27 protein-coding genes and 1 pseudogene are annotated in these 25999 nt (G+C 68.2%); 14 read left to right on the forward strand and 14 right to left on the reverse strand.

Annotated elements, in window-relative coordinates; all coding sequences use genetic code 11:
* Nucleotides 1-84: 84 nt before the first annotated feature.
* Complete coding sequence (locus tag AC07R7_RS11800; RefSeq protein ID WP_494635266.1) at nt 85-1533, reverse strand: protein adenylyltransferase SelO; 1449 nt, start codon at nt 1531-1533, stop codon at nt 85-87.
* A gap of 249 nt (nt 1534-1782) precedes the next feature.
* Here AC07R7_RS11800 and AC07R7_RS11805 point away from each other — a divergent pair, with 249 nt between their 5' ends.
* Both AC07R7_RS11805 and AC07R7_RS11810 read left to right on the forward strand, forming a co-directional pair.
* Entirely contained in the window at nt 1783-4206 is a 2424-nt protein-coding gene (locus AC07R7_RS11805) for a TonB-dependent receptor (RefSeq protein ID WP_494635267.1), read from the forward strand.
* 191 nt (nt 4207-4397) lie between these two features.
* Nucleotides 4398-6815, forward strand: coding sequence for a M28 family metallopeptidase (locus AC07R7_RS11810; protein ID WP_494635268.1), 2418 nt, complete (start codon nt 4398-4400; stop codon nt 6813-6815).
* Between the two features lie 4 nt (nt 6816-6819).
* Here the strand turns inward: AC07R7_RS11810 and AC07R7_RS11815 are convergent, their stop codons facing one another.
* Both AC07R7_RS11815 and AC07R7_RS11820 read right to left on the reverse strand, forming a co-directional pair.
* Complete coding sequence (locus AC07R7_RS11815; protein ID WP_494635269.1) at nt 6820-8700, reverse strand: AMP-binding protein; 1881 nt, start codon at nt 8698-8700, stop codon at nt 6820-6822.
* 88 nt (nt 8701-8788) lie between these two features.
* Nucleotides 8789-9055: a hypothetical protein gene (locus AC07R7_RS11820; protein ID WP_492836798.1), complete on the reverse strand. Its 267-nt coding sequence runs from the start codon at nt 9053-9055 to the stop codon at nt 8789-8791.
* A 17-nt stretch (nt 9056-9072) separates the two neighbouring features.
* On the opposite strand from AC07R7_RS11820, the gene AC07R7_RS11825 reads away from it, so the two are divergent.
* Together AC07R7_RS11825 and AC07R7_RS11830 are read left to right on the forward strand one after the other, a co-directional pair.
* On the forward strand, nt 9073-9390 hold the full coding sequence (locus AC07R7_RS11825) for a hypothetical protein (RefSeq protein WP_494635270.1): 318 nt from the start codon (nt 9073-9075) through the stop codon (nt 9388-9390).
* A 167-nt stretch (nt 9391-9557) separates the two neighbouring features.
* Nucleotides 9558-9803 (forward strand): hypothetical protein, encoded by a 246-nt coding sequence (locus AC07R7_RS11830; protein WP_492886954.1) that lies wholly within the window; start codon nt 9558-9560, stop codon nt 9801-9803.
* Between the two features lie 2 nt (nt 9804-9805).
* Here AC07R7_RS11830 and AC07R7_RS11835 read toward each other — a convergent pair whose 3' ends face one another.
* From AC07R7_RS11835 to AC07R7_RS11860, 6 genes and pseudogenes are all read right to left on the reverse strand, one after another.
* Nucleotides 9806-10018, reverse strand: a complete 213-nt coding sequence (locus tag AC07R7_RS11835; RefSeq protein WP_494635271.1) for a hypothetical protein — start codon at nt 10016-10018, stop codon at nt 9806-9808.
* A 205-nt stretch (nt 10019-10223) separates the two neighbouring features.
* Nucleotides 10224-10661, reverse strand: a complete 438-nt coding sequence (locus AC07R7_RS11840; RefSeq protein WP_494635272.1) for a DUF6491 family protein — start codon at nt 10659-10661, stop codon at nt 10224-10226.
* Nucleotides 10662-10738: 77 nt separating this feature from the next.
* Nucleotides 10739-10921 (reverse strand): DUF3606 domain-containing protein, encoded by a 183-nt coding sequence (locus tag AC07R7_RS11845; protein WP_010918311.1) that lies wholly within the window; start codon nt 10919-10921, stop codon nt 10739-10741.
* Nucleotides 10921-11112 carry a hypothetical protein gene (locus AC07R7_RS11850; protein WP_492886957.1) on the reverse strand — a complete coding sequence of 64 codons (192 nt, stop codon included), beginning with the start codon at nt 11110-11112 and terminating at the stop codon, nt 10921-10923. Before AC07R7_RS11850 ends, AC07R7_RS11845 begins: the two co-directional genes overlap by 1 nt.
* A gap of 606 nt (nt 11113-11718) precedes the next feature.
* Nucleotides 11719-11881: pseudogene (locus AC07R7_RS11855) on the reverse strand (hypothetical protein); the annotation flags it as partial.
* Between the two features lie 7 nt (nt 11882-11888).
* Nucleotides 11889-12215 carry a GIY-YIG nuclease family protein gene (locus AC07R7_RS11860; RefSeq protein ID WP_494635273.1) on the reverse strand — a complete coding sequence of 109 codons (327 nt, stop codon included), beginning with the start codon at nt 12213-12215 and terminating at the stop codon, nt 11889-11891.
* A gap of 407 nt (nt 12216-12622) precedes the next feature.
* Here AC07R7_RS11860 and AC07R7_RS11865 point away from each other — a divergent pair, with 407 nt between their 5' ends.
* A complete protein-coding gene (locus AC07R7_RS11865; RefSeq protein ID WP_494635274.1) occupies nt 12623-13321 on the forward strand; it encodes a hypothetical protein in 699 nt (232 codons plus the stop codon).
* Nucleotides 13322-13380: 59 nt separating this feature from the next.
* Here AC07R7_RS11865 and AC07R7_RS11870 read toward each other — a convergent pair whose 3' ends face one another.
* Nucleotides 13381-14820, reverse strand: coding sequence for an aldehyde dehydrogenase family protein (locus AC07R7_RS11870; RefSeq protein ID WP_494635275.1), 1440 nt, complete (start codon nt 14818-14820; stop codon nt 13381-13383).
* Nucleotides 14821-15057: 237 nt separating this feature from the next.
* Nucleotides 15058-15528: an NUDIX domain-containing protein gene (locus AC07R7_RS11875; RefSeq protein WP_494635276.1), complete on the reverse strand. Its 471-nt coding sequence runs from the start codon at nt 15526-15528 to the stop codon at nt 15058-15060.
* A 205-nt stretch (nt 15529-15733) separates the two neighbouring features.
* On the opposite strand from AC07R7_RS11875, the gene AC07R7_RS11880 reads away from it, so the two are divergent.
* The 9 genes from AC07R7_RS11880 (at nt 15734) to AC07R7_RS11920 (ending at nt 20731) form a co-directional block, all read left to right on the forward strand.
* Nucleotides 15734-15814: a hypothetical protein gene (locus AC07R7_RS11880; protein WP_492836925.1), complete on the forward strand. Its 81-nt coding sequence runs from the start codon at nt 15734-15736 to the stop codon at nt 15812-15814.
* A gap of 3 nt (nt 15815-15817) precedes the next feature.
* Nucleotides 15818-16204, forward strand: a complete 387-nt coding sequence (locus AC07R7_RS11885) for a dihydroneopterin aldolase (protein ID WP_494635277.1) — start codon at nt 15818-15820, stop codon at nt 16202-16204.
* Nucleotides 16201-16971 carry an SDR family oxidoreductase gene (locus AC07R7_RS11890; RefSeq protein ID WP_494635278.1) on the forward strand — a complete coding sequence of 257 codons (771 nt, stop codon included), beginning with the start codon at nt 16201-16203 and terminating at the stop codon, nt 16969-16971. The genes AC07R7_RS11885 and AC07R7_RS11890 overlap by 4 nt, the downstream gene beginning before the upstream one ends.
* A 175-nt stretch (nt 16972-17146) precedes the next feature.
* Complete coding sequence (locus AC07R7_RS11895; RefSeq protein ID WP_492836787.1) at nt 17147-17662, forward strand: 6-pyruvoyl trahydropterin synthase family protein; 516 nt, start codon at nt 17147-17149, stop codon at nt 17660-17662.
* A gap of 14 nt (nt 17663-17676) precedes the next feature.
* A complete protein-coding gene (folB, locus tag AC07R7_RS11900) occupies nt 17677-18099 on the forward strand; it encodes a dihydroneopterin aldolase (protein WP_492886963.1) in 423 nt (140 codons plus the stop codon).
* Between the two features lie 3 nt (nt 18100-18102).
* Entirely contained in the window at nt 18103-18654 is a 552-nt protein-coding gene (locus AC07R7_RS11905; protein ID WP_494635279.1) for a hypothetical protein, read from the forward strand.
* A 117-nt stretch (nt 18655-18771) separates the two neighbouring features.
* Nucleotides 18772-19158 carry a DUF4870 family protein gene (locus tag AC07R7_RS11910; RefSeq protein WP_494635280.1) on the forward strand — a complete coding sequence of 129 codons (387 nt, stop codon included), beginning with the start codon at nt 18772-18774 and terminating at the stop codon, nt 19156-19158.
* Between the two features lie 4 nt (nt 19159-19162).
* Nucleotides 19163-19567, forward strand: coding sequence for a DUF4870 family protein (locus AC07R7_RS11915; RefSeq protein WP_492886965.1), 405 nt, complete (start codon nt 19163-19165; stop codon nt 19565-19567).
* Between the two features lie 174 nt (nt 19568-19741).
* Nucleotides 19742-20731 (forward strand): tetratricopeptide repeat protein, encoded by a 990-nt coding sequence (locus tag AC07R7_RS11920; RefSeq protein WP_494635281.1) that lies wholly within the window; start codon nt 19742-19744, stop codon nt 20729-20731.
* A gap of 4 nt (nt 20732-20735) precedes the next feature.
* On the opposite strand, the gene AC07R7_RS11925 is transcribed toward AC07R7_RS11920, so the two are convergent.
* The 3 genes from AC07R7_RS11925 to AC07R7_RS11935 are packed head-to-tail and all read right to left on the reverse strand — an operon-like array spanning nt 20736 to nt 25997.
* The gene (locus AC07R7_RS11925) at nt 20736-22142 is read right to left on the reverse strand and encodes a glycoside hydrolase family 30 protein (RefSeq protein WP_494635282.1); all 1407 of its coding nucleotides are present in this window, start codon (nt 22140-22142) and stop codon (nt 20736-20738) included.
* The gene (locus AC07R7_RS11930) at nt 22142-24445 is read right to left on the reverse strand and encodes a beta-glucosidase family protein (protein WP_494635283.1); all 2304 of its coding nucleotides are present in this window, start codon (nt 24443-24445) and stop codon (nt 22142-22144) included. Before AC07R7_RS11930 ends, AC07R7_RS11925 begins: the two co-directional genes overlap by 1 nt.
* Before the next feature lie 22 nt (nt 24446-24467).
* Nucleotides 24468-25997, reverse strand: a complete 1530-nt coding sequence (locus AC07R7_RS11935; RefSeq protein ID WP_494635284.1) for a tryptophan halogenase family protein — start codon at nt 25995-25997, stop codon at nt 24468-24470.
* Between the last annotated feature and the right edge of the window lie 2 nt (nt 25998-25999).

Here is a 25999-nt window from a genome sequence, read left to right on the forward strand (position 1 = left end):
CTCCACGCGGGCGTTCGTCATAGGCACTGTGCCGGAACTGTAAGACGGAAACTTGACGGTTGTTCCGCGCCCGAATGAAAAAACTCAGGGTGCGGTGTTTTTGGCGCCGTTCGGTCCAAGGGCGTAGGCCACGCGGGCGGCCTCGATCCGGCCAAGCTTTTCGGTGAGCGGTCCCCAGTCGTCGCTCTCCGCGATCGGCGCCCACAGGGCCTCGACCTCCTCGATGATCAGCTCCTCCGGCTCCGGACGCTGGAATACGGGATCGGCCAGGCGCTCGGGCCGATCGGGCTCGAAGTCGGCCAGCCGGCGGCGGAACGTCTCGAACGTCTCCGTGCGGTAGAGATCGGCGCGCGGACTGTCCAGCGCCCGCGCCTCGGACGCCGCCCCGCCAAACCAGTCGAAGAAGAACGGCTCCCAGCGCAAGGCGTCGCCCCCTTCGGCCAAGGCCCGGAACGCGCTGTTGACCAGTTCGACATCATCGTCCGGGTCGCGGCTCTTCACGGCCAGGCGGTCCAGCATCGCGCCGCGCAGGGCCAGACGATAGGCGTCGGAGAAGCCGTTCAGCGCCGCCAGCAGCCCGGCCTGGTCGGCGACCAGAGTCAGGCAGGCGGCCAGCTGCTGCAGATTCCAGAACACCGCCTCGGGCTGGCGGCCGAAGCTGTAGAGCCCCTGGTGGTCGAAATAGGCGGCCGTGAAGTTCGGGTCGTTGCGCGGCAGGAACCGCCAGGGGCCGTAGTCGAAGCTCTCGCCCGTCACGACCATGTTGTCGGTGTTCAGCACCCCGTGCACGAAGCCCGCCGTCATCCAGCGCGACAGCAGCCTGGCGCTGGCGCTCACCGTCTCCCCCATCAGCGCCGCCGCCCGGTCGGGCGCGTCGGCCAGATGCGGGAAATAGCTCTCGACCACGTGATCCACCAACTGGACGATCAGGTCACGCTGGTCGAAATAGGCCAGGCGCTGGAAGGTCCCGAAGCGGATATGGCTGTGCGACAGCCGGGTCAGCACCGCCGAGCGGGTCGGACTGGGCTCGTCGCCGCGCGTCAGGGCCTCGCCGGTCTCGACCAGCGAGAAGGCGCGCGAGGTCGGAACGCCCAGAGCCTCCAGCATCGCCGCGGCCAGGATCTCGCGCACCCCGCCCTTCAGGGTCAGACGGCCGTCGCCGGCCCGCGACCACGGCGTCTGGCCCGAACCCTTGGTGGCGAGGTCCAGCAGGCGATCCGTTCCCCGTTCGCGAAGCTGGGCGAACAGGAAGCCGCGGCCGTCGCCGAGGTCGGGATTGTAAACGCGTAACTGGTGGCCGTGATAGCGCATGGCCAGCGGGACCGGCTGGTTGTCCGGCAACGGCGCGAAGCGGCCGAAGTGGCGGACCCAGTCGACGTCGGTCAGGCCGTCCAGCCCGACGCTGGCCGCCGCCCTCTGGTTGCGGAATCGCAGGATCGTTTCCGGAAAGTCGGCCGCCTCGACGGGATCGGCGAAATCGCGCCCCAGGGCCTGCAGGCGAGGATCGGGACGGTAGACGGGCGAGAGGCTCATGAGTGGGCAGATGAGACCCGCCCGCCGCGCGCGCAAGCCTCTTTCGAATTTCTACGACGGCCGGCCAATGCTGTCGCTTCCCGGCAACAGAAGTCGCCCGAACCTAGTCCTGACAAGGGATTTTGCTTGCCGAGCGCGCCTGTGGCGCCTAACCCTTGGCTATCCATTCGAACAATCGTTCGACGGAACAACAAAAAAAACGAGCCGGGGGCGGGCAAGCGCTTTCGGCCGACAACCGAGAGGTAGGAAATGCGCTTCACCCAGGTGCTTTGCGGCACTGCGTCCGCTGTTGTCCTCGCCGGCATGGGCGCCGGCGCCGTCCAGGCCCAGCAGGCCGCCCCCCAGAACGAGATCCCCACCGTCGACAGCATCGTCGTCACCGCCCAGAAGCGCGAGCAGAACCTGCAGGACGTGCCGATCGTGGTGACCGCGGTCGGCGCCAAGCAGCTGGAAGGCGCGGGCGTCAAGGACATCAAGGATCTGCAGATCCTGACCCCCGGCCTGAACGTGGCGTCGACGTCGAACGAGACCAACACCACCGTCCGCATCCGCGGCGTGGGCACGGTCGGCGACAACCCCGGCCTGGAATCCTCGGTCAGCGTCGTCATCGACGGCGTCTATCGCCCCCGTAACGGCGTGGCCTTCAACGACCTGGGCGAAATGGAGCGGGTCGAAGTGCTGAAGGGTCCGCAAGGCACCCTGTTCGGCAAGAACACCTCGGCCGGCGTCATCAACGTCCTGACCAAGGCGCCCGAGTTCGAATTCGGCGCCGAGGCCGAGGCGACCTTCGGCAACTACGGCTCCAAGGGCGGTTCGGTCGCCGTGACCGGTCCGATCATCGCCGACAAGCTGGCCGGCCGCCTGTTCGCCGCCAAGCGCGAGCGCGACGGCTTCTACACCATTAAGACCGGCGCGGGTCCGCGCACGGCCACCGACGACGCCAACCAGGACTTCTACACCATCCGCGGCCAGCTTCTGGCGACCCCGACCGACGAGCTGAAGTTCCGCTTCATCGGCGACTACACCAAGCGTGACGAACGCTGCTGCGTGGGCGTGCAGATCGTGACCGGCCCGACCGGCCCCATCCTCGACGCCCTGTCGGCCGACTCCGGCGTGTCCATTCCGGCCAAGCCCTTCGACCGCATTTCCTACGCCAACCGCCCGACCGATCAGCAGATCGAGGACAAGGGCGTTTCGCTGGAAGGCGAATGGACCACGCCGTGGCTGGGCGGCGCGACCCTGACCTCGATCACCGCGGCGCGTGAGTGGACGACCAACAACGGCCAGGACATCGACTTCTCGACCGCCGACATCGCCTACCGCAACGGCGACCAGTGGCGCACGCGCTTCAAGCAGTTCAGCCAGGAACTGCGCTTCGCCGGCCGCGCCGAAAAGGGCGAATGGCTGATCGGCGCCTTCTACGCCGACGAGGACCTCGATCAGTTGACGCCGTTCCGCTATGGCTCGGCCTACGAGACCTATCTGGGTCTGTTGCTGTCGGGCGGCGCCAGCCCGACCTTCGTGTCGGCGCTGACCGGCCGCGCGCCCGGCACCTCCTACACGGCGAATTCCGGCTCGCTCGACGCCTACGCGCAGAACTCCAAGAGCCTGTCGTTCTTCACCAACGACACCTACCACCTGACCGATCGGATCGACCTGACGATCGGCCTGCGCCATACGCATGAACTGAAGACCCTGGCGACGCAGTACACCAACCTGCCGGGCAACAACGGCTGCGCCGCCACTCTGGGCCGCACCGGGACGATCGTCGGCATCGTCGGCGCCGCCAACGCCGCGACCGTGATCGGCAACCTCTGCCTGCCGTGGACCGATCCGGGCTTCAACAACTACAGCTCCAAGCAGAAGCGCAACGAGAAGGAATGGACCGGCACCTTCAAGGTCTCGGCCAAGGTCACCGACGACATCATGTCGTATGTGTCCTGGGCCAAGGGCTACAAGGCCGGCGGCTTCAACCTCGACCGCTCGCGCATCGGCCTGGGCGCGCCGAACCCCGACACCGGCTTCGCGCCGGAAACGGTCGAGTCGATCGAGGTCGGCTTCAAGACCAGCTGGCTGAACCGCCGCCTGTCGGTGAACTCGGCCTTCTTCCACCAGTCGTATGACGGCTTCCAGCTGAACACCTTCACCGGCGTCAGCTACATCGTCACCTCGATCCCGAAGGTGGAATCGTTCGGCGTCGACACCGACCTGCTGTGGTTCACGCCGATCCGGGGCCTCAGCCTGCAGGGCGGCGTCACCTACGCCGAGACCGAGTACGGCCCGTTCATCGCGCCGACCGGGGTCTCGCCGCGCCTGTCCGACGCCCGCCTGTCGTTCGCCCCGCTGTGGTCGGGCTCGCTGGCGGCCAGCTACGAGCATGACCTGGGTTCGTCGCTGCTGTTCCACGCCAACCTGAGCGCCAAGTACAGCTCCAGCTACAACACCGGTTCGGACCTGGCCCCGCAGAAGGTCCAGCCGAAGATGACGGTGATGAACGGCCGCATCGGCATCGGCAGCCAGACCGGCCTCTGGACGGTCGACGCCTGGGCCCAGAACCTGACCAACAAGAAGTACTATCAGGTCGGCTACGACGGCCCGCTGCAATCGGGCACCTACGACGCCTTCCTCGGCGCGCCGCGCACCTACGGCGTGACCCTGAAGGCCAGGTTCTAACCAGCCAGAGTTCTAGCCGGGAGGGGGAACCGGCGGCGGCCTCGAGCCGAGGCCGGCTTTCGGAAGAGGGGAAGGGCGATCCGGGCGACCGGATCGCCCTTTTCTTTTTCCGTAGGCGAAGGGGTTTTCGATCGCCGCGCATCACCCCAGCATGGCCTGCGGGGGATTCGTTCAACGCCGGAGCCGCGCCCATGAAGACGATCCGCTTCCTCGGGTTCTGGATCTGCCTGGCCATCGGCCTGGCGCTGGGCGCGTGGAGCCAGAGAACCCCCGCGCCCGTACCCGCCAGCGCCCCGGCCACGGCCTTCTCCGCCGACCGCGCCATGGCCGACGTCACGACCATCGCGCAGAGGCCCCACCCCACCGGCTCGGCCGAGATCGCCAAGGTCCGCGACCATCTGCGGGAGCGGATCGCGGAGCTGGGGCTGCAGGTCTCGATCCGGTCCGGCGAGGGCTTCTGGACCAAGTCCGACACCGGCCGCGCGCTGACCGTGGCCGCCGTCCAGAACGTGATCGGCGTCCTGCCCGGCAAGGATCCCAGCCTGCCGGCCATCCTGGTGATGAGCCACTATGACTCGGTTCACAATTCACCCGGAGCCGCCGACGACGCCACGGGCGTGGCCGCCGCGCTGGAGATCGCCCGCGCCCTGAAGGCCGACGGCCCCCACGCCCGCGACGTCATCTTCCTGTTCACCGACGCCGAGGAAGCGGGCCTGCTGGGCGCCGACGCCTTCTTCAACCGCGACCCGACCCTGGAGCGCGTGGGTCTGGTGGTGAACATGGAAGCCCGGGGCGACGCCGGCCGCGCGGCCATGTTCCAGACCGGCCCCGGCAACGGCGCCCTGATGAGCGTCTTCGCCCGTCAGGCCAAGGGTCCGTCGGCTAACTCCCTGGCCTCGACGGTCTACGAGAAGATGCCCAACGACACCGACTTCACCCACGCGGTGAAGAAGGGTCTGCCGGGGCTGAACCTGGCCTTCATCGACGACCAGTTGGCCTATCACACGCCGCTGGCCCGGCCCGACCACCTGGAGCGCGGCAGCCTGCAGCATATCGGCGACCAGGCGCTGCCGACCATTCGCGCCCTGGCCGACGCCCCGACCCTGCCAGCCAAGGCTCCGAACGCGATCTATTCGGACGTGCTGGGGCTGTTCCTGATCAGCTATCCGCCGACCGTCGGCTGGGGGCTGCTGGTCCTCGCCGCGGGCCTGATCGTCTTCACCGCCTGGCGCACGCTCAGCCTCGGCGCCGCCAGCGGCTGGGAGATCGCCCGGGGGGTGGCCGGCCTGCTGCTCACCGCTGCCAGCATCGCCACGGTGCTGCATCTGGCCGGCCGGCTGCTGATGATCACGGACGTGCAGCGCTACTACGGCGTCCTGACCCGCTTCGACATGCTGTTGTGGGGCTGCGGCCTGCTGGCCGTGGCGGTCGGCCTGGGCGTCGCCACCGCCCAGGCGCGGGGCGCGCGCCGGATCATCCCCTGCGCCGTCGCCCTGGCCCTGGGCGGGGCGTGCAGCCTGGTCGGCGGCTTCGATCCCATCGGCCTCGGTCTGGGCGTCGCCGCCTGCGTGCTGGCCGCCCTGTCCCTGGGCTTCAAGACCGACGTCCTGGGCGCCTGGATCGGCGGGATGATCGTGCTGCTGGTGCTGGCCACGACCGCCCAGATCCTGGCCCCCGGCGCGACGGTGATGCTGACCTGGCCGCTGCTGGTCGCCGCCCTGGGCGCGGCCCTGATCATCGGCGTCGGCGGGACGCGCGACCGGCGGGTGGCGCTTGCGCTCACTTGCGCCGTCGGCCTGCTGGCCGTGCTGTCGACGGCCCAGCTGACCGCCTGGGGGTCCTGGACCTTCGCTGGCGTCGGCATGATGGAACCGGCGGTCCTGGCCCTGTTCGCCATGTTGGCCGCGCCGGCCCTGTCGCCCTTGGCCCACGACTTCGCGGCCACGCGCTGGGCCTGGCGCGCCGCCGGCGTGCTCGCCCTGGCCGGCATCGCCCTGATCGCCAACGCCGCCCGCCTCGGCGGCGAGCCCGGCCGCCCGGCCGTGACCCAGGCCCTGCACGTCGCCGATCTGTCGACCGGCAAGGCCTGGCGGCTGACCGAGGCCCCGCGCCTCGACGCCTGGACCAAGGCCGTCCTGCCCGACGACGGCGGTTCGGCCGCCAAGCAGCAGCCGCTGGCCCCGTTCTGGCGCAAGCCCGTCTGGATGTCCGAGACCCGCGCCGTGCCGGTCGAGGCGCCGCAGTTGACCGTCGATCGCGCCGAGGACCGCCTGCTGGTCCGGCTGATCCCCGCGCCGGGGGCCGAGATGGTCACCCTGCGCCTGCGGCCCAGCGGCGCGCTGGCCTCGCCGCGCCTCAATGGTCGGCCGATCACGCTGAAGACCGAGGCCGGCCAGTGGTCGGCCCTGACCTATCACGCCCCCGACCCGAACGGCGTCACCCTGAGCTTCACTACCCAAGGCGCCGGCAAGGTCGAGGTCGCGGCGCTGGAGTATCACGACGGCTGGCCCGCCCTGGCCAAGGCCCCGCCCGCCAAGCCGGCCGACCTGATGGCCATCGGCATGTCGGACAAGACCGCCGTCCTGGTGCGCGGCGGGATGAGCTGGTGACGCGCTAAACGGCGAACACGCCCTCGCCGGGCTGCTTGGCGTACAGCGCCTCCACCCGCTCGGCCCGGCGGTCCAGGGCGCAGCGCTGGTTGACATAGCCCTTGTCGGTGATCTCGCCAGCGTCGATCGAGGGCGGTTCGGTCAGGAGGGTGAAGCGGCCAATCCGCCGCGACGAGCCGCCCGCCGCCGCGTTGAAGGCCGCAATTCGTTCCCGCACGATCGCCACAAGCTTCTCCAGCGGCGTCCCCGGCCCCGGATCGGCGACCAACGCCTGAAGGCCCGCCGGCGAAGGCCACAGCATGGCGCCGATGAACGGCTTGTCCTGGCCGGTGATCACCGCGTCGTGGATATAGGGGCTGCAGGCCGCCACCAGGTCGGGGCGCAGCACGCCGACGCTGACCCAGGTGCCGCTGTCCAGCTTGAAGTCCTCGGTCACCCTGCCGTCGAACACCAGGCCCTTGGCCGGGTCGTTCGGATCCACGAAGCGCGCCGCGTCGCCCAGCTTGTAGAAGCCCTCCTCGTCGAAGGCCGCCGCCGTGCGCTCCGGATCCTTGTGGTAGCCGGCCGCCACGGTCGGCCCCTTCACCCGGACTTCGTACTTGGAGCCGTTGGGGGCCAGCTTCAGGGCGATACCCGGCAGCGGCAAGCCGACCAGGCCGACCCGCTCGGTGATCCAGTGGGTGACGGTGACGCCTTGCGTCTCGGTCGCGCCGTACATGGTGGTCAGCGGGATCCGCTGGCCCGTCTCGGCCACGGCCAGGGCCTGGATGCGATCATAGACGTCGTTGGACAGGGTCGCGCCGCCATAGCCCATGTAGCGCAGGTTCTTGAAGAAGGAGCGGCGCAGGGCCGGATCGCTCTCCATCGCCTCGGCCAGCATCGAAAAGGCGATCGGGGCCGAGCCGAACACGATCGGCGAGACCTCGTAGAGGTTCTTGATCGTCGTCTCGAACAGGCCCGGCAGCGGCTTGCCCTCGTCGATGTGCAGCGTGCCACCGGCCCAGATCACGGCGTTGAAGCCGATATTGCCAGCCGAGATGTGGCTCCAGGGCATCCACTCCAGGCTCTGGGGGACCTCATCGGTGAGCGCATCGGTGCGCAGGCCCTCCTGGCCGGCGATCACGCCCGCCATCATGCCGTGGGTCTGGGGCACGGCCTTGGGCAGGCCGGTGGAGCCGGAGGTGAACAGGTACTTGGCCACGGTCGCCGGGCCCAGGGTCTCGCGGGCGGCCGCGACCGCTGGCGTCGGCGTCGTGCCGGCCACGTCGGCGAAGGCGATCGTTCCCGCGCTCCCGTCGGCGGTGATCACCGCGATGGTCGGGTCGATGGCCTTCAGGGTCTCCAGCGCCTTGGCGAACATCGCCCCGCTCTGGGCGAAGACGACGCGGGGGGCGACCTTCTCGAAGCAGTGCTTCAGCTTGGCGTGGTCGGTCGAGATCAGGCTGTAGGCCGGGCTGATCGGCGCGGCCGGGACGCCGGCGGCATAGGCGCCCAGGGTCATCAGGGCGTGCTCGATCGAATTGCCCGACAGGATCATGACGCTGTCGGCATGGGTCAGGCCGCGATCCAGCAGCCCGCCTCCCGCCAATAGAAACTGGGCGACGCCCTCGACCGCCCGCTGGGCCTGGCCGTAGGTGACCTCGCGCCAGGGACCATGGCCGGGCTCGCGCTGCTTGATGTAGGGCCGATCCGGATGCTCGGCGGCCTTTTGCGCGATCAGGTGGGCGATCGAGCGCGGACCCTCGCCCGGCGCGTGGTTCGAGGTGATGACGATCGAGCCGTCCGGCCGCCGCTCGACGCTGACGTCGGGCCCCTTCATGGCCAGCGGCTTGAACGGAACCTTGGAGACGTCGCGCGAGGGCGACGCGCCGTCCGGCGGCGTCATGGTCTCACTCCCTCAGGTTATCGTTGTTCTTTTGCAAACAACGGTAACGGAAAGCGGACGCGCGGCAAGGTTGCCGTTTGGGGAAGCCTCAGGCCCCGGCGGACTGGTCCAGGGCGCTGACGGCGACGCCGCCTTCCAGGACGCGGACGCCCAGGAAGTGCATCTCGCCGCCGCGATAGCTGATCTGCTCCAGCGGCACGGTGTCGTCGCGGCGCAGGCGACGGCCGTCATTCAAGGTCAGCCGCAGGGTCATCTTCTTGGCCGAGGCGCCGGCGGCGATGGCCGCCTCAATCTCTCGGCGGAACAGGACCGAAGGGGCCTGCGGCGGCGGCTTGGGCGCGGGGCTCTTGCTCACGGGCGACCTCCGAAACCGTGTTCTCCGGTGATGCGGATCTGACAGGCCTGGCCGGAGTCCTGCAGGGTCCGCGCGCGGCGATGCGCGGCGGCCTTGGCGACTTCCTTGTCGGCGGATTGGCCAAAATGCTCGCCCGCCAGCTCGACGCTCCACGCGCCCTCATGTCGGGCGACAGTGAGAACGGCTCGATTGGTAATTTCTCGCATTTCAGAAGATTAACACAAAATCGAACCCTCCGGGGAATTAATCGTTCGCGATTGGAACCCGACGATTTTCTTGATCGTCCAAAATATTTCAGCCGCCGAAACTCTCGCGAAAACAGACGGAAATCTTGAAATGTCCTCCGGACCACCCCTCGGCTTTCCGTCGAGATTCAGAAGGCGCGCGCCTCCCCGGTCGAAACGTGGTATGCTGACGAGGTTCATGTCGACCTGGCGGCTTCCCCAGGCGCCCGGGTTCCCCGGCCGATCGGCGGCTTCGATCACCGATGCATCGGAACGACATGACCCAGGATCCCCCCGTCAGCGACACCCTGTCCGACAGCCAGCTCAACGCCTTGCGGAGCCTGGCCGAACGCCAGCCGGGCCAGGACTCCAACTTCGTCAACATCAGCGCCGCCCAGGCCCTGACCCGGCTGGGTCTGGCGCGTCGCGGCGGCGGGGGTTGGGAGATCACGCCCCAAGGCCGCAATCACCTGCTGCGGGCCGTCTCACGCGACGACGCCGGCGGCGCGGCCAACGCCCGCTAGAGTCAGCGCCGCCCGCGCCGCGAGGGCTTGGCCGCCGCCTCGGCTCGCGTCACCTGGGCGCTGAACGTCTCCAGATCGACGCCGAAACGCCCGCCGCACGCTGGGCAATCCAGCACCGGCAGCACGCGCACGACCGCGATGGTCGCGTGCGCGTGACCGCCGCAATGCGGACAGGGAAATTCGAGTTCTACGCCACCAACGTCCACGCCCGCCATGCCGGTCGCTCCGCTGAGCCTGATCTCAGGTCAGGAAGCAGACCATGCAAACGATGACATTTCTTTCGCGGCCGCGCGGCGAAACGCCGTGCGAGAGCCCCTTAGCTTCAGATGCGATCATCCGAAGCGTTTCAAGGGGCTCTAAATGTTTGATTCTAGGGCCCGTTTATCCCGTTTCGATGACGCCATCCAAACGGGACAGGCTCTAGCGAACCGAGGCCTTCGACAGCGAGGCGCCTTCGCGGGCGGTGACGCGGCGCACGTCGGCGACGCGGCACAGCTGCGAGCCGGCGGCCGTGCGGGCGGTCAGCTCGGCGCGGTCGCCCGGGCAGACCACGTCGCTGCCGTCGGCGCGCAGCGAGATCTTCTGGGCCGCGTTCAGGCCCGAGCAGTCGCCGGCTAGGCGCATCTGGTAGATGGCGCCGCCGTCGGCCGACTGGACATACAGGGTGCTGGCGTCCGCGCGGTTGGCGCCGGCGATCATCTGGCCGTTGAAGCACTGCTTGGCGACCTGGGGCGGGGCGCGATCGTTCGTGTAGCGCGCTTGCTGGGCCGCCCAGTCGAAGCGCTGACCTTCGTCAGCGAAGGCCGAAGCCGAAACCAGGGCCAGCGCAACGCCGGCAACCGCAAAAACCGCCTTCATGGTGGTGCTCCACATCATCCTGAACCAGAAGCTTAGTCCAAGAACGTGGGTCCGGGAAGCCTGGCTCTGTCAGGGTCTCAGCGCTTTTTCCCGAGCTCGGCGGCGATGTCCTTGGTCATCCGGCCGACCTTGCGGTGGGCGGCGGTGATCTGGTCGCGGGTGACGCCCCAGCGCTTCATCCAGTACTCGACGGCCTGGCGTTCGGTGAGATCCAGGCGGTCCTTGTCGATGAACCCGCGCTTGTCCTTGAGTCCGGCCATTATTTCTTCATCCAGGGTTTGGAGTCGCCCGCCGCGATGCGCGCGGACTGCTGTCGCTGAAACTTCCCGCCGCGCGGCGCCTTCGGCCGGGCGTCGAGCGCGGCCTGCTTGAGGCGCAGCGCGCGCTGCATCGGGGTCTCGTCGAGAGGCGCTTCGGGAGGCGCTTCGGGCGGCGGGGCGTGGGTTGTCATGGAGGAAGCCTAGCACATCTTGCGGCGGGCGCCGCCGCGGACACATCCGATCGACTTCACGCGGCGGGCCGCTGAAGGTGTTGGGGAGGCGACGGAGCGGCCGGGCGAACCCGGAGACCGTGAGGTTTGTTGTGTTTCGGCTCGCGAGTCCGCTCCGCCAGGTTGTTCTTGCCCGTGAGGATGGGGGGCGTGAGCGTCTTTCAGCTCGGGACCCCACTAGCCCCCGGACGGGCGCGGACCAACTGGATCGGCTACATCCGTCTCCAGCCCGACGGTCCACGATAGGCGGCTTGTACGATCACCGCCCTGTCGCTCCGCTGATGGCTTTGGCCCCGGAGACTGCCCGTTCGCCAACCGATCCGCCTAAAGAGTACGGACGGGGCGACTTTCGAATCTCCAGGAACCGCCAGCGGCCCCGCTCAACCTACCCCCGCCGCCGTCTTGGGCCGGATCCAAACGCCCTCCCCCGCGACGGGGACGCATTGAGTATCGCGGCGGATTCAACGCGGATCATTCAGGGGCGCGTAAAATCGACAAGTCGTTGATTTCGTGGGGTTCGGCGCCGCCAACGCCGGGGATACAGCGCCCTCAATCCCCACAAACAACCGTCATTCCCGCCCTTGTGGCGGGAACCCCTGGTTCAGCTGAAACGTGAGATGCAAGCGGACTGCTCAGCAGTCCGCCCGTCCCGCACCTGCGGCGGATAGAGGGGTTCCCGCCACAAGGGCGGGAATGACGGAGTTTTGGGGAACCTGGGGGTCGCCGGCAAGGCCTTGCTAGACCTGCCTTGGAACCGGCGTCCACTCAAAGACCGCTGCGTAGAGATCATCCCAGCGCGGATTGTCTCGCTCGATCAGGTTGATCTTCCACTGGCGGGGCCAGCGCTTGATCGAGGTTTCCCGCTGGATGGCCTCGGTCATCAGATCGTGCGCCTCGTACCAGACGAGGCTCTTGAGGCCGTATTTGCGGGTAAAGCCTGAGCCACGTCCCTCGCGATGGTCGGTGATGCGGGTCATGAAGTGGCCCGTGACGCCGGTGTAGAGCGTGCCGCGATACCGGTCGGCCATGATGTAGACGGCGATCCAGGCTTCGCGCGAGACCATGACGCCCTCCCTCTAGACGAGGGAACAATACACGAACACATAACAACCGTCATTCCCGCCCTTGTAGCGGGAACCCCTCCATCCGCCGCAGGTGCGGAGATGTGGCGGGCTGGCCCGCCACTGTGTCTCACGTGTCAGCTGAACCAGGGGTTCCCGCCACGAGGGCGGGAATGACGGAGTTTATTGTGGTGGCGTTGAGACCCCTTCCCGCCCGGGAAGGGAGCCCTCCTTACATCTCACGGCGAGACGATCGCCGGGCTGTCCAGGTCACTCAAGGACGACGCTCCGCGTCGCCGCACGCGGCCGCTCGGAGAGCGGTCCTTGACTGACCTGGTCAGTCCGGCACGCTGCTGCCTCCAAGAGATGTAAGGTTGGGTCCGACCTGTAGGTCGACTGGGGGATCTGCAATGGCTGATATCGCCGAACTACTTGTAAATGCAGTTTCTGGCCTAGGCGGCGCTCTCCTCGGCGGCTTCTTTACGCTCTATTCTGCAAAGAAAGAGCATGAGCGAGCCCGCAAGGCCGCAGCAGAAGACGAGGCGAAAGCCGAGCGGGCGCGCGACACGGCACGCTGCTGGCAGATAATTCACAACATTCAGCTTGCGACGGGGTGTTTGCGGGGGATGCGCCGCAACCTCACCAATATCCTAAAAGAGCGAGGCGCTCCCGATGAACCCAATTATTGGAGAGTGCTCCAAGCACCTGTTATGTCTTCCGATGTGCCGAAGTTCTCCGCCGATGAACTCGCTCTCTTCGTCGTGCGCAAGCGCGGCGATCTGATATCCAAGGCACTCGATCTACAGTCGATGGCGGCATCCAACATGGAAGTAATGCGCACTTACGGCCAATATCGCGAGACGCTTATTGCGGATCATCGAACGCTTATTCAAGTCAGCACGACAGGAGAGCTATTCAATATAGATCCTAGATTTATTGGCCTATCTAACATGGCAATTCATATGGTTCGAGACATCGTTCGAGATGAAGCAAGTGCCACTACGATCGCCGAAGAAATATTTAGGACACTCGAGAACGACTACAGGGCGATGGGGCTTAACATCGTGAAAGCGCTGCCCTTTGAGCAGCAACCCGAGACCAACTCATGAAAAAAGGCGGAGCCTCTCAGCTCCGCCCTCTGCGTCTCAATCAGCGGAAGCCGCAGCCCCTACTCCGCCGCCGCCTTCGCCGAGTACCCCAGGATCGCCTTCGTCTCCAGGAACTCGCCGAAGGCGTGGTCGCCCCACTCGCGGCCGTTGCCGCTCATCTTGTAGCCGCCGAACGGGGCCATCAGGTCGGGGCCGGCGCCGTTCAGGTTCACCTGGCCGGCGCGGAGCTTGCTGGCCACCTTGCGCACCGTCTCCAGGTCGCCGCCCGAGACATAGGCCGCCAGGCCATACTCGGTGTCGTTGCCGACGGTGACGGCTTCATCCACCGTGTCGTAGCCGAGGATCGACAGCACCGGGCCGAAGATCTCTTCCTTGGAGATCGTCATGTCGGGCTTCACATTGGCGAAGACGGTCGGCTTGACGTAGTAGCCCTTGTCCAGCCCTTCCGGACGGCCGACGCCGCCGGTGACCAGGGTGGCGCCCTCGTCGATGCCCTTCTGGATCAGCCCCTGGATCTTGTTCCATTGGGTCTCGCTGACCACCGGGCCCATCTTGTGATTGCCGTTCGGGTCGCCGACCGTGTGGCTCTCGGCGGCGGCCTTGGCGATGGCGATGACCTCGTCCATGCGCTTGCCCGGCACCAGCATCCGGGTCGGGGCGTTGCACGACTGGCCCGAGTTCATCATCACCGAGGCCACGCCGCCGCCCACCGCGCGGGCGAAGTCGGCGTCGTCGAGGATGATGTTGGGGCTCTTGCCGCCCAGCTCCTGGTGGACGCGCTTGACGGTCGGGGCGGCGTTCTTGGCCACCTCGATACCGGCGCGGGTCGAGCCGGTGAACGAGACCATGTCGACTTCCGGATGGCTGGACAGGGCCGCGCCGACCGTGGGGCCGTCGCCATTGACCAGGTTGAAGACGCCGTGCGGCACGCCGGCGGCGTGCAGGATCTCGGTCCAGATATAGGCGCTGAACGGCGCGATCTCGGACGGCTTCAGCACCATGGTGCAGCCGGTGGCCAGGGCCGGCGCGACCTTGCAGGCGATCTGGTTCACCGGCCAGTTCCACGGCGTGATGAAGGCGCAGACGCCGATCGGCTCCTTGACGATCCGGGTCGTGCCCCGGTCTTCCTCGAACTTGTAGTCCTTGAGCACGGCGACGGCGGTCTGGACGTGGCCGATGCCCATGGCGGCCTGGGCGCGCTGGGCCAGCCAGGCGGGAGCGCCCATCTCCTCGGTGATGGCCTTGGCCATATCCTCAAAGCGCTTCTGGTACTCGGCGATGATGCGCTCGAGCACGTCGATGCGCTCTTCGCGGCTGGTCTGCGACCAGCTGTCGAACGCCTTGCGGGCGGCGCGGACGGCGCGGTCGACATCGACCTCCGAACCCATCGAGATCACGCCGGCGACCTCTTCGTTGGCCGGGTTGATGACGTCGAGCGTCTTGGGTTGGGCCGGATCGACCCAGGCGCCGTCGATATAGAACTTGGTGTACTCGCGCATGCCGTTCTCCTGCCCTTGGATGTGGGATCCGCTCTGCGGGGCGGTTTCAAACAAGCATTTAATGTGATCGGCGTTCAGGTGGGAAGGGGCCACCTGTCAATCTCGCATCCCATTCTTGTCATCCCGGCCGCAGCGAAGCGGAGAGCCGGGACCCAGGGGGTGCGTGAACGCTGTGCCGGCCGCCCCTGGGTCCCGGACAGCGCTACGCGCTTCCGGGATGACAAGAGTTTTGCGGCTTCACCACATCGGATCCGCTTCCACACCGCCCAGAGCCTCGGCGATCCGCCGCCGGGTGGCCTTGGTCGTCTCCTCCGGAAGGTCGTCCGGATCGAACCAGCCGACCGCGTGGATCTCGCCCTCGGCGTCCGAGGCGCAGGGCTCCCAGGCCTCGATACGGTAGAGCAGCACGTGGTCGCCGGGGTGCAAAACCTCGTTGCTATGGGCCGAGACCAGGCGCGGACGCGACAGGGCGCGCACGCCCGCCTCCTCCTGAAGCTCGCGGGCCACGGCGATCTCCGCCGTCTCGCCGCGCTCGACCCCGCCGCCGGGCAGGTACCAGCCCTTGATATAGGTGTGCTGGATCAGCAGGACCTTGCCGGCGTCATCGGTGACCACCGCCCGCACGCCCAGGGTCAGTCCCCGGGTCACGCGGAAGAAGGCGTAGACCAGGGGGCGGGTGAAGGGTTCGATGCGACGGCGCCAGAGCATAAATCCTTGTAGCCATATCGCCGACCCCGAGGGACCGAAAACCTCGTCCTTCGACAAGCTCAGGATGAGGTTTCCTACTGAGCGGCTCAAAAGCAGCCCTCATCCAGAGCCCCGTCGAAGGACGAGGGCGGCCCCACCCTTGCGGTCAGCGGCGCCGGAGGCTAAAGCCGGCTCGATCTTTGTTTTCTCTTTCCGGAGCCGCGCCATGATCGCGATCGGTGTCATCGCCATTTTCCTGGCTGTCATCCTCGGCCTGAACTTCTTCGAGTTCGGCCGCATCGACTAGGCGATGACGGGCCCCTTCGACTGGCAGACCGCCGCGCCGCACCAGGTTGCGGTGCTGGAAGACGTCGAGGTTCTGGTCCGTTGCGGGCTGCACCCGTGGGAGCGCCATCCCGAGCGCCCCAACCGGCTGCGCGTCAGCGCGCGGCTGTATTCCCGGACCGAGTTCACCGGTCCGGGGACCTATATCGACTATGATCCGCTGCGCGCCCTGATCGTCGGCTGGCAGGGCCGCGACCATGTCGACCTGCTGGAAACCCTGCTGCAGGAGGCCGTCGACGCGGCCTTCCTCGACCCGCTGGTCGACGCCTGCTGGGTCCGCGTCGTCAAGCCGGAGATCTTCCCGGAGACCCGCGCGGCCGGCGTCGAATGGTTCAAGGTCCGGCCGGCTTGACGACCGCCCCTTCAAAAGTCGCCCTGGTCACCGGCGCGGCGCGGCGCATCGGCGCCGTCTTGGCGCGGGCGCTGGCCGAGGCGGGCTATGCGGTCGCCCTGCACTATCGCCACTCCGCCGAGGACGCCCAGGCGCTGGCCGCCGCCCTGACCGCCGACGGCCACGCGGTCGCGCTATTCCAGGCCGATCTGTCGACTCCCGCCGATTGCCAGGCCCTGGTCGCCGCCGTCCGCGCCCGGTTCGGCCGGCTGGACCTTCTGGTTAACAACGCCTCGCTGTTCGAGTACGACACCTTCGAGACCCTGACGCCCGAGCGCTGGGACCGGCATATCGCCACCAACCTGACCGCGCCGGTCTTCCTGATCCACGCCTTCGCCACGGCCCTGGGCGAGGCCGAGACCGGCCTGGTGGTGAACCTGCTGGACCAGAAGGTGCTGCGGCCCAATCCCGACTACTTCTCCTACACCGCCGGCAAGCTGGGCCTGGCCGCCCTGACGCCGGTGCTGGCCCAGGCCCTGGCCCCGAAGGTGCGGGTCTGCGGCCTGTCGCCGGGCGTCACCCTGCCCTCCGGCAAGCAGACGCAGGACGACTACGTCCGCGCCGCCCGCGCCACCCCGTCCGGCGTCAGCAGCACTCCGGCCGACCTGGCGCGCGCCCTGCTGTTCATCGTCGACACCCCGGCCTTCTCGGGCCAGACCCTGACCGTCGACGGCGGCGAGAGCCTGCTGGGCCGGGCGCGGGACGTGGCCTACGATCCAGACGTCTAGCGAGGCGGCGCTGAGCAACTATATTTTGCGCTGCACCTGCTGTTCATGATAAGGGCGCGGCCTCTCTGAAGCGCTCGACTATTCGTCACCGTCGTTTCGCCGAACCGCCCTTCCACATTTGACGCGTTCCGCGCCGCGCTTGGCCAACCCAGCGCAGCCGGTCCAGGTATTCCAGATGCTTAGCCTCGAATTCAATCGCCGGTACTCCATGGCCCACCGGCTGTTGAGCGAACCGTCGTCCAAGTGCAAGACCCCGCACGGCCACGACGAGTACGTGTTCATCCGCCTGCGCCCGGCCACGCGGCTGGACCTGGGCGGCTCGAACATGTCGGCCTCGTTCGAGCGGGCCAAGCGCGCCTGGCATGGCTGGATCGACAGCGCGGTGGACCACGCGTTCCAGGCCAATCTGGCCGACCCGCTGATCGGCTTCTTCCGCGAGCACGAGCCCGAGACCCTGGCGCGGGTCATGACCTTCGACGGCGACCCGACCACCGAGGCCCTGGCGATCGCCATGGCGCTGAAGGCCAAGGCTTTCCTCGCCATCGACGGCCTGTTCACGCTAGAGTCCCTCAGGATCCAGGAAACCCCGACCAACGCGGTCGGCCTGGACGCCACGGACATGGCCGGCCTCGCCGGTTGGGCGCCCGGTCAGTGGTGCCTGCGCGCGGACAACAGCATCAACGACTTCTAGCGAAACCGGATCGAATGGCCGCTCCCGCTTCCCTCGCCGACACCGCGCCCGCCGACGCTCCGGCCGACGCCCCCTTGGCGCGGATCATCGTCACCAAGGTCTTCGTCCGTGGCCTGAAGGTCGACGCCGAGATCGGCGTCTATGACCACGAGCACGGTCGCATGCAGCCGCTGGTCGTCGATGTCGAACTCGACGTGGCCGCCAGCCACTGCGAGCGCCTGGGCGACACGGTCAACTACGAGACCATCGGCGAGGCCGCCCGCGCCATCGCCGCCGAGGGCCATATCGACCTGGTGGAAACCTTCGCCGAGCGCCTGGCCCAGGCCTGTTTCACCGATCCGCGCGTCACCCGCGCGCGGGTGCGGGTCGAAAAGCCCCTGGCCCTGGCCCCACACGCGGCCGCCGCCGGCGTCGAGATCACCGCCGTCCGGTCCTAGTCCATGGCGATCACCCACAGCGCCCGACTGGCCCCCTTCCAGCCCGAGACGGTCTGGACCCTGGAGGCCGGCGCGCTGGTGGAGTCGCGCGGCAAGGTCGAGCGCCGCTTTCCGCTGTCCAGCCTGACCCGCTACAGCCTGGCTGTCGACAAGACCGGCGGCCGGCGGCGCAGCCTGCTGCTGACCTTCGGCCGGCGCCGCCTGAGCATCGCCTCGCAGAGCTATCTCGGCCCGGGCCAGTTCGAGGACCGGCTCTCCAGCTTCTCGACCCTGGCCCGCGCCATCGCCGCCGTCGGCGCGGATCTGGCGCCCCGCGCCCGCTTCGGCCTGGCGCGGTTCGAGGCGCGCGCCGCCCTGACCTGGATCATCGGCCTGACCGCCTTCGGCGCGGCGGCGATGCTGCTGTTCTCGCTCACGGCGGGCATGGCCTCGGTCGGCGTCGACATGGCCGCGCGGATGAGCTTCGTGCTGATCCTGCTGCTCGCCGTCCTGCCCTGGCTGAACCGAGGGACGCCGTTCGATCCCCACGACCCGCCTAGCGATCTTCTGCCTTGAGATCCGTGATGCGGGGGAGCATCTGGGTTACGTCGCCTTCATGACGCCACCTTCATTTGCATCCCGCCGCGATCGGCGCGACGATTGAGCCAACGACGTTCTTCTAGGCTCAAGCTCGTGCCCGACTCCCTTAGTGACCCCACCGCCATCGACCCCGCCGTCCCGCCGCGTCTGCAGGACGACAAGACCCTGCCCGGCGTCGTCTACGCCCTGCACATCGCCGGCGGCGTGACCGGCGGCCTCACCAGCCTGATCGGCGCGATCATCGCCTATATCAGCCGCAAGGACGCGCCCGAGTGGCTGGCCAGCCACTACGAGTTCCAGATCCGCACCTTCTGGCTGGCGCTCGGCTTCAGCGTCGTCGCCCTGCTGCTGACCCCGGTCGGGATCGGCGTCTTCCTGCTGCCCGCCATCGGCGTCTGGCTGGTCGTGCGCGGCGTCGTGGGCCTGTCGAACCTGCTGAAGGGCCAACCCTATCCCACGCCCAAGAACTGGATGCTGTAAGACCATGACCGACACCACCGCCGTCACCTCCCCCGCGGCCGAAGAGGACAAGGTCCTGCCGGCCGTCGTCTACGGCCTTTATCTGCTGGGCTTCACCAACGGCCTGACCTGGATCATCGGCCTGATCGTCGCCTATGCGAACCGCGACGCGGCCGGGCCGATCAACGAAAGCCATTACACCTTCGCCATCCGGACCTTCTGGCTGTCGATCGCCTGGTTCCTGATCGGCGGCGCGCTGATCTTCTTCGGCATCCCGATGCTGATCGTGCTGGTCGGCCTGCCGATGATCATCGCCGGCGGCCTCATTCTGGGGGCGGTCGGCCTGTGGTTCGTGGCCCGCTGCGTTGTCGGGATCTACTATCTGTCGCGCGGCGAGGCGTATCCGCGCCCGCGCGCGTGGTTGATTTAGAGGCGCCCTTTCCGCTGGGCGCCCACCGAGGAGTCATCCGGCCGCCCCGCTTCCCCTGCCAGTTGAGACGGCTCGACGGAAGCGGGGCCATCGGATGACCTGTGCGGCCTGGCGGCTGGGACGCCCCGTTTTCGGGGTTTGCGCCCGCCTTGGGTGAACGTCTGGGGGGACGTGATGCTGGCGCGACTGGTTGGGATCATCTTGGGGCTGATCCTGGCGACGTCGGGATACGTGGTGGCGGGTTGGGGCTCGCTGGGGAACTGGGCCACGAATCTCGATCTCGGACCGTTCGAGCCGCATCGGCCCGCCGTCGGTGTGGCGGCGGCGATGGTGGGCGGGGCGCTCATCGTCGCCGCCCTGCTTCCCCGCCGCAAACCGAAGAAGCGCGCCCCGCCGATGGCCTTCGGCCTGGAGCTGCGGGAGCCGCGAGCCCAGCCGGCAGCCGCCTCGTCGGCTCCGGAGCCCGTCGCGGCCCCGCTGCAATCTCATCCCCAACCTGTGGCCCCGCCGGTCATGACAGTGGCCGCGCCCGTCGCCACGCCGACTCCTCAACCGACCCCGCCGCCAAGGCCCGCGACCTTCGTCGAACTGCGCGCGCGTCTGGTCTCGCTCAGCCGCGGCGAGTCCTGGCACGAGGCCGCGCGCACCCTGTCGGCGATGAAGACCACCGCCCGCACCGACGAGGAGTTGGCGATCGTCTATCGCGATCTCGGCGACTTCGCCCGCGCCCAGGGCCAGATGGACGACGCCGCCGAGGCCTATGACACCTCGGTTTCCTACGCTCGTCAGGTGCGCCAGACGCGCGGCGACGACGAGAGCGCCGAACTGCTGGCCGGTTCGCTGTCGGGCGTCGGCGACGTGGCCGAGGCCGAGGGTCGCCTGGACGCCGCCCTCGCCGCCTTCGAGGAAGCCCTGGCCCTGCGCCGCTCGCGCGGCGGCCGCGAGGCCGGTGACACGGGCGCTCAGCGGGCCTTGTCGGTGAACCTGGAGCGCCTGGCCGACCTGCGCGAGGACCGGGGCCATCGCATGCGAGCCCTGGATCTCTACCGCGAAAGCTACGACATCGCCGGCCGCCTCGCCGCCGCCGACCCGGCGCGGTTCGGACCGGACCTGGCGGCGACGCGCGCGCGCCTGAACGAGCTTGAAGCCAAGATCTCGACCTGAGCGTCTACCAGGTGAAGGTCGTCGCCGCCCGTGCCGGGATGCTGGCCTTGAAGTGGCGAGCGCCCTCGACGATCGCGAAGTCCGCCGGGGCCTTGCCGGTGTTCAGCACCAGCAGCACGCGGCCGCCATCCCGGTTCTGGAACGCCACCGTGCGCAGGTCGCCGACCTTTTCCGGCGAGCCGATCCGCACCGCGCCGGGCTTCACGAAACGGCTGGCCTGGCCGAAGGCGTAATATTCCTGGGTGCGGGTGATCGCGCCGCTCATGCTGTCGATGGTGACCACCGGGCGGCAGTCGCCGCAGCCCCCGGCATGCGGGCCGAATTTTTCGTCCAGGGCCAGGTTCCACATCAGCACGCCGCGCGCCCCCCGACGGGTGGAGCCGATGATCAGCTGCTCGACCATCCACGAGAAGCTGTCGTCGAACTTGGGGGCCCATTCGCCGCCCGAGCACTCGGTGAAGAAGACGTCCTTGTCCGGATGGGCCGCGCGCACCGTCTCCATGGCCTCGACCTGGCCGGCGTAGCAGTGCCAGGCGACGCCGGCGACGAAGGCCCTGGCCTTGGCGTCGGCGAGCACGGTCAGCGGCTGCTGCGGCTGGTCCCAGTTGTGGTCCCAGTCGAGCACCTTGGTCGTGATCTTCTGGCGCTTGAACACCGGGGCCAGGTTCTCGCCGAAGAACCTGGCGCGGTCGGCGGGGAGCCAGCGCATGCCCGGATAGTTGTCCGGCTCGAAGTCGGGCTCGTTCTGAATGCTGAGGTAGTCGGTGGGCACGCCCACCTTCCTGGCTTCCTTGATGTAGCGCGCGAAGAAGTCGGCATAGACCGGATAGGCTTCCGGCTTCAGTTGGCCCTTCACCAGCGAGCCGGTGGTCTTCATCCAGGCCGGGGCGCTCCACGGCGAGGCCATGACCTTGAGGTCGGGATTGATCTTCAGGGCGGCGCGGACGGTCGGGAAGACGAATTCCTGCGGCCGCTTCAGCGAGAAATGCTGCAGCGCCGGATCGGCCGCGCCGTTCGGCGTTTCGTCCAGGCTGTAGTGGTCCAGCGAGAAGTCGGACGCGCCAATCGTCACGCGGGTGAAGCTGAAGCCAAGGCCATCCTTGCCGCGTCCATAGAGTTCACGCAGCAGGCCGTCGCGCTGGGCTGGCGTCAGCTTGTTCTGGATCAGCCAGGCCGAGGCGTCGGTAATCGCCGCGCCGAAGCCGACCATGGTCTGGTGGCGCTCCTTCGCGTCGACCGCGACCACAGGCAGGCCAGCGACCGCATCGGCCGCCACCGCGACCGACGGCGCCTGGGCGGCCAGGAGCTGGCTCTTGTCGCCGGTGGTCGTCCAGCTGTGCAGCTTGGGCGCGGCGTGGGCGGGGGCCGCCGCGACGAGCGCGGCGGCGAGGGTGAGGGACAGAATACGCATCACGGCTTCCGCGACCAGGCCTTGAGGTTGGCCTTGCCGGTCAGGGCCATATCCCCGGCGTGGCTGCCGACATAGAGCGGATAGGTCCCGGCGGGGATCGTCCAGCCCGGCTTGGCGACATCGTAGTCGGCCAGCAGGCGCGGCTCGACGGTCAGGGTGACGCGCTTGGTCTGGCCCGGCGCCAGATCGACCTTCTCGAAGCCCGCCAGGCGAACCATCGACTTGCGCTTGCCCGCCGTGACGTAGAGCTGCGGGGTGTCGGCGCCGGCGACCTTGCCGGTGTTGGTGACGTCGAAGCTGACCTTCAGCCCCGCCGCGTCCTCGACCTTGAGGTTCTTGTAGGCGAAGGCCGTATAGGAGAGGCCATAGCCGAACGGATAGAGCGGCTGATGCTTCTCTTGGGCGTACCAGCGGTAACCGACGGCCGCGCCCTCGGGATACTGGACGGCGAAGCCCTTGATGCCATCGACCTTCTGGCCGGCGCGGCGGGCGTCGTCGATGGCCGCCTGCTCGGCGAAACCCGGCGCGCTGGCGCGAGGGGCCTGGTCGGCGGATTTCGGGAAGGTCATGGCCAGGCGGCCCGACGGATTGACCTCGCCGAACAACAGGCGGGCGATGGCCTGGCCGCCGCGCTGGCCGGGATACCAGGCCTGCAGCACCGCGCCGACGCGATCCAGCCACGGCATGGTCACCGGGCCGCCGGTCTCCAACACCACGATGGAATTCTTGTTGGCCGCCGCGACGGCGTCGATCAGGGCGTCCTGGTTCTCGGGCAGGGAGATCGACGGCGCGTCCTGCGCCTCGGTCTGCCAGTGCCAGGCGAAGACGATAGCGACGTCGGCGTCCTTGGCGGCGGCGGCGGCCGCGGCCGGGTCCTTGCCGTCGACATAGATCACTTCAGCGCCCGGCGCGGCGGCTTTGATCGCCTCCAGCGGCGAGGAGGCGTGCCAGGTGACCCGGACGAACGAGGCCGCCTCGCCGCCGTTCAGCGGGATCTCGACCGGCGCGCCGCCGACCGAGCGCACCTGCGACGAGCCGCCGCCCGAGATCACGCCGACATCGGCATGGGCGCCGATCAGCACGATCTTCTTGGCGGTCTTGGCCAGGGGCAGCAGGTTTCCCTCGTTCTTCAGCAGCACCGAGCCGCGCTCGGCCACGGCCTGGGCGACCTTGGCGTGGGCGTCGTAGTCGATGGGCTGGGCGGTCGTCGGAGTCGGGTTGTCCATCAGGCCCGAGGTGATCACCCCGTGCAGGATGCGGCGGACCATGTCGTCGACACGGGCCTGGCTGACCTCGCCCTTGGCCACGGCGGCCTTCAGGTCGTCACCGAAGAAGATCTGGGTGTCCAGCTCCTGGCCCGACTGCTGGTCGAGGCCGGCCAGGGCCGCCTTCACCGTGCTGTGCACCGCGCCCCAGTCGGACATCACGAAGCCCGGATAGTTCCAGTCGCGCTTCAGCACCTTGTTCAGCAGGAAGTCGTTCTGGCAGGCCCAGTCGCCATTAACCTTGTTGTAGGCGCACATGACCGAGGCGGGGTTGCTCTTTTCGATCGCGATCTGGAAGGCCAGCAGGTCGCTTTCCCGCAGGTCGGCCTCGCCGATCTGGGCGTCCATCACGTGGCGGCCGGTCTCCTGGGCGTTGAGGGCGAAGTGCTTGATCGTCGAGATGATGTGGTTGGACTGCACGCCCTTGATCTGCTCGGCGACCATCTCGCCGGCCAGCAGCGGGTCCTCGCCCAAATACTCGAAATTGCGGCCGGCCCACGGGTCGCGGGTCAGGTTGACGCCGCCGGCCAGCAGGACGTTGAAGGTCTTGGCGCGGGCCTCGGCGCCGATCATCGCGCCGCCGGCATAGGCCAGCTTGGGCTCAAAGGTCGAGGCCAGGGCCAGGCCCGACGGCAGGGCGGTGGCGACGTCGCCCTTGCGCTGCTCGACCTGGTTGGCCACGCCCAGGCTGGCGTCGCTCTCTCGCAGGGTGGGGATCTTCAGGCGCGGCACGCCCGGCACATAACCGGCCGACGGGATCATGTCGGCCGGGGCCGGCTTGGTGTTCGGCGGGAACAGGCCGTGCAGATACGTGATCTTCTCGTCCATCGTCATCTGCTTGACGAGGGCGTCGGCGCGGGCCCAGGCCGGGTCGTTGGCGGGCGGGGCCAGCGGGGCGCTGTCCTTGGTCGGCATGACCTGGGCGAGCGCCCCGGATCCAAAGGCCAGGGACATCGGTGTGAGGGCGAGCAACGCCACGGCGGCGGTGGTCCGGCACAGGATCCGCAGGGCGGATGAAGGCTGGGCGGCGGTCGTCATGGCGTTACTCCGTCGAAAACGTCTAGGGGACTGGAACAGGGGTCGCCGGCTGCGGCGGGGCCTGGCACGCGCGGGCCACGAACTCGGCGTGGCTGGGCATCACGTTCAGGCACTTGCCGATGACCGTCTGGATGTCGCGAAGGTGGGTGGCGATGGCCTCGTCCGAGTGGACGCGGACCAGCGGATCGTAGCCGCGCGGGATCACGCCCTGGCCCAGGAACACCTGAATCCAGCTTTCCTCGGTGAACAGCTCGTCGTCCTCGCGGAACACCCGGCCGTTGGCGCGGAACAGGTCCATCTTCCGCTGCAGGGTGGCGGGCACTTCCATGTCGCGGCAGTGGCGCCAGAACGGCGTGTCGTCGCGCTCGGTGGCCTTGTAGTGCAGGATGATGAAGTCGCGGATGCGCTCGTATTCGAAGTCGCTCTGACGATTGAACTCGTCGACATTGGCCTGGTCGAAGCCGCCATCGGGCAGCAGGCGGACCATGCGGATCACGGCCGACTGGATCAGGTGCAGGCTGGTGGACTCCAGGGGCTCCATGAAGCCGCTGGCCAGACCGATCGAGACGCAGTTCTTGTTCCAGATCTTCTTGCGCTTGCCGGTCGTGAAGCGGATGCGCAGCGGGTCGGCGCGCTGGGCGCCGTCCAGGTTCGCCAGCAGGACGCGCTCGGCCTCGTCGTCGTCGATATACTGGCTGGAATAGACATGGCCATTGCCGGTGCGGTGCTGCAGCGGGATCCGCCACTGCCAGCCGGCGTCGTGGGCCGTCGAGCGGGTATAGGGCGTGAAGTGCGCCGAGCGCTCGGTCGGCACGGCGATGGCCCGGTCGGCCGGCAGCCAGCGGGTCCAGTCCTCGTAGCCGGTCTTCAGCGCCTGCTCGATGATCAGGCCCCGGAAACCCGAGCAGTCGACGAACAGATCGGCGGCGATGACCTCGCCGTCGTCCATGGTCACCAACTGGACGAAGCCGTCCTCGGGCCGCAGCGTGACGTCGACGATCTTGCCCTCGCGCCGCTGCACGCCGCGCGCCTGGGCGTAGGTCGACAGGTGCTTGGCGTAGAGGCCGGCGTCGAAGTGGAAGGCGTGGGCGATGTGGCCGATCGGCGACTCGGCCATGTCGGCCCGGGCGCGCATGAACTTGTCCTGCCGCGCCATGGCGTTGTTGATCGACAGGGCGTCGAAGTCCGGGGCCTGGCCCAGCTCCCGCATCCGCAGCCAGTACTGGTGGACGCGCAGCCAGCCCAGGTCCTGGCCCAGCACGCCGAAGCCATGCAGGTAGCTCTCACCCTTGCGGAACCAGTCGCGGAACTCGATGCCCAGCTTGAACGAGCCCTGCGTCTTGCGCAGGAAGTCGTCCTCGTCGAGGCCGAGCAGCTCGTTGAATTTCTTGATGGCGGGGATGGTCGCTTCCCCGACCCCGACGGTGCCGATCTGCTCGGACTCGATCAGCACGATCTCGTAGAGACCCTGGAACAGCCGCGAGCACAGCGCCGCCGTCATCCAGCCGGCGGACCCGCCGCCGGCGATCAGTATCTTCTTGAGCGGTTGCAACC

The organism is Caulobacter sp. GW821-FHT05F04, assembly GCF_059419665.1.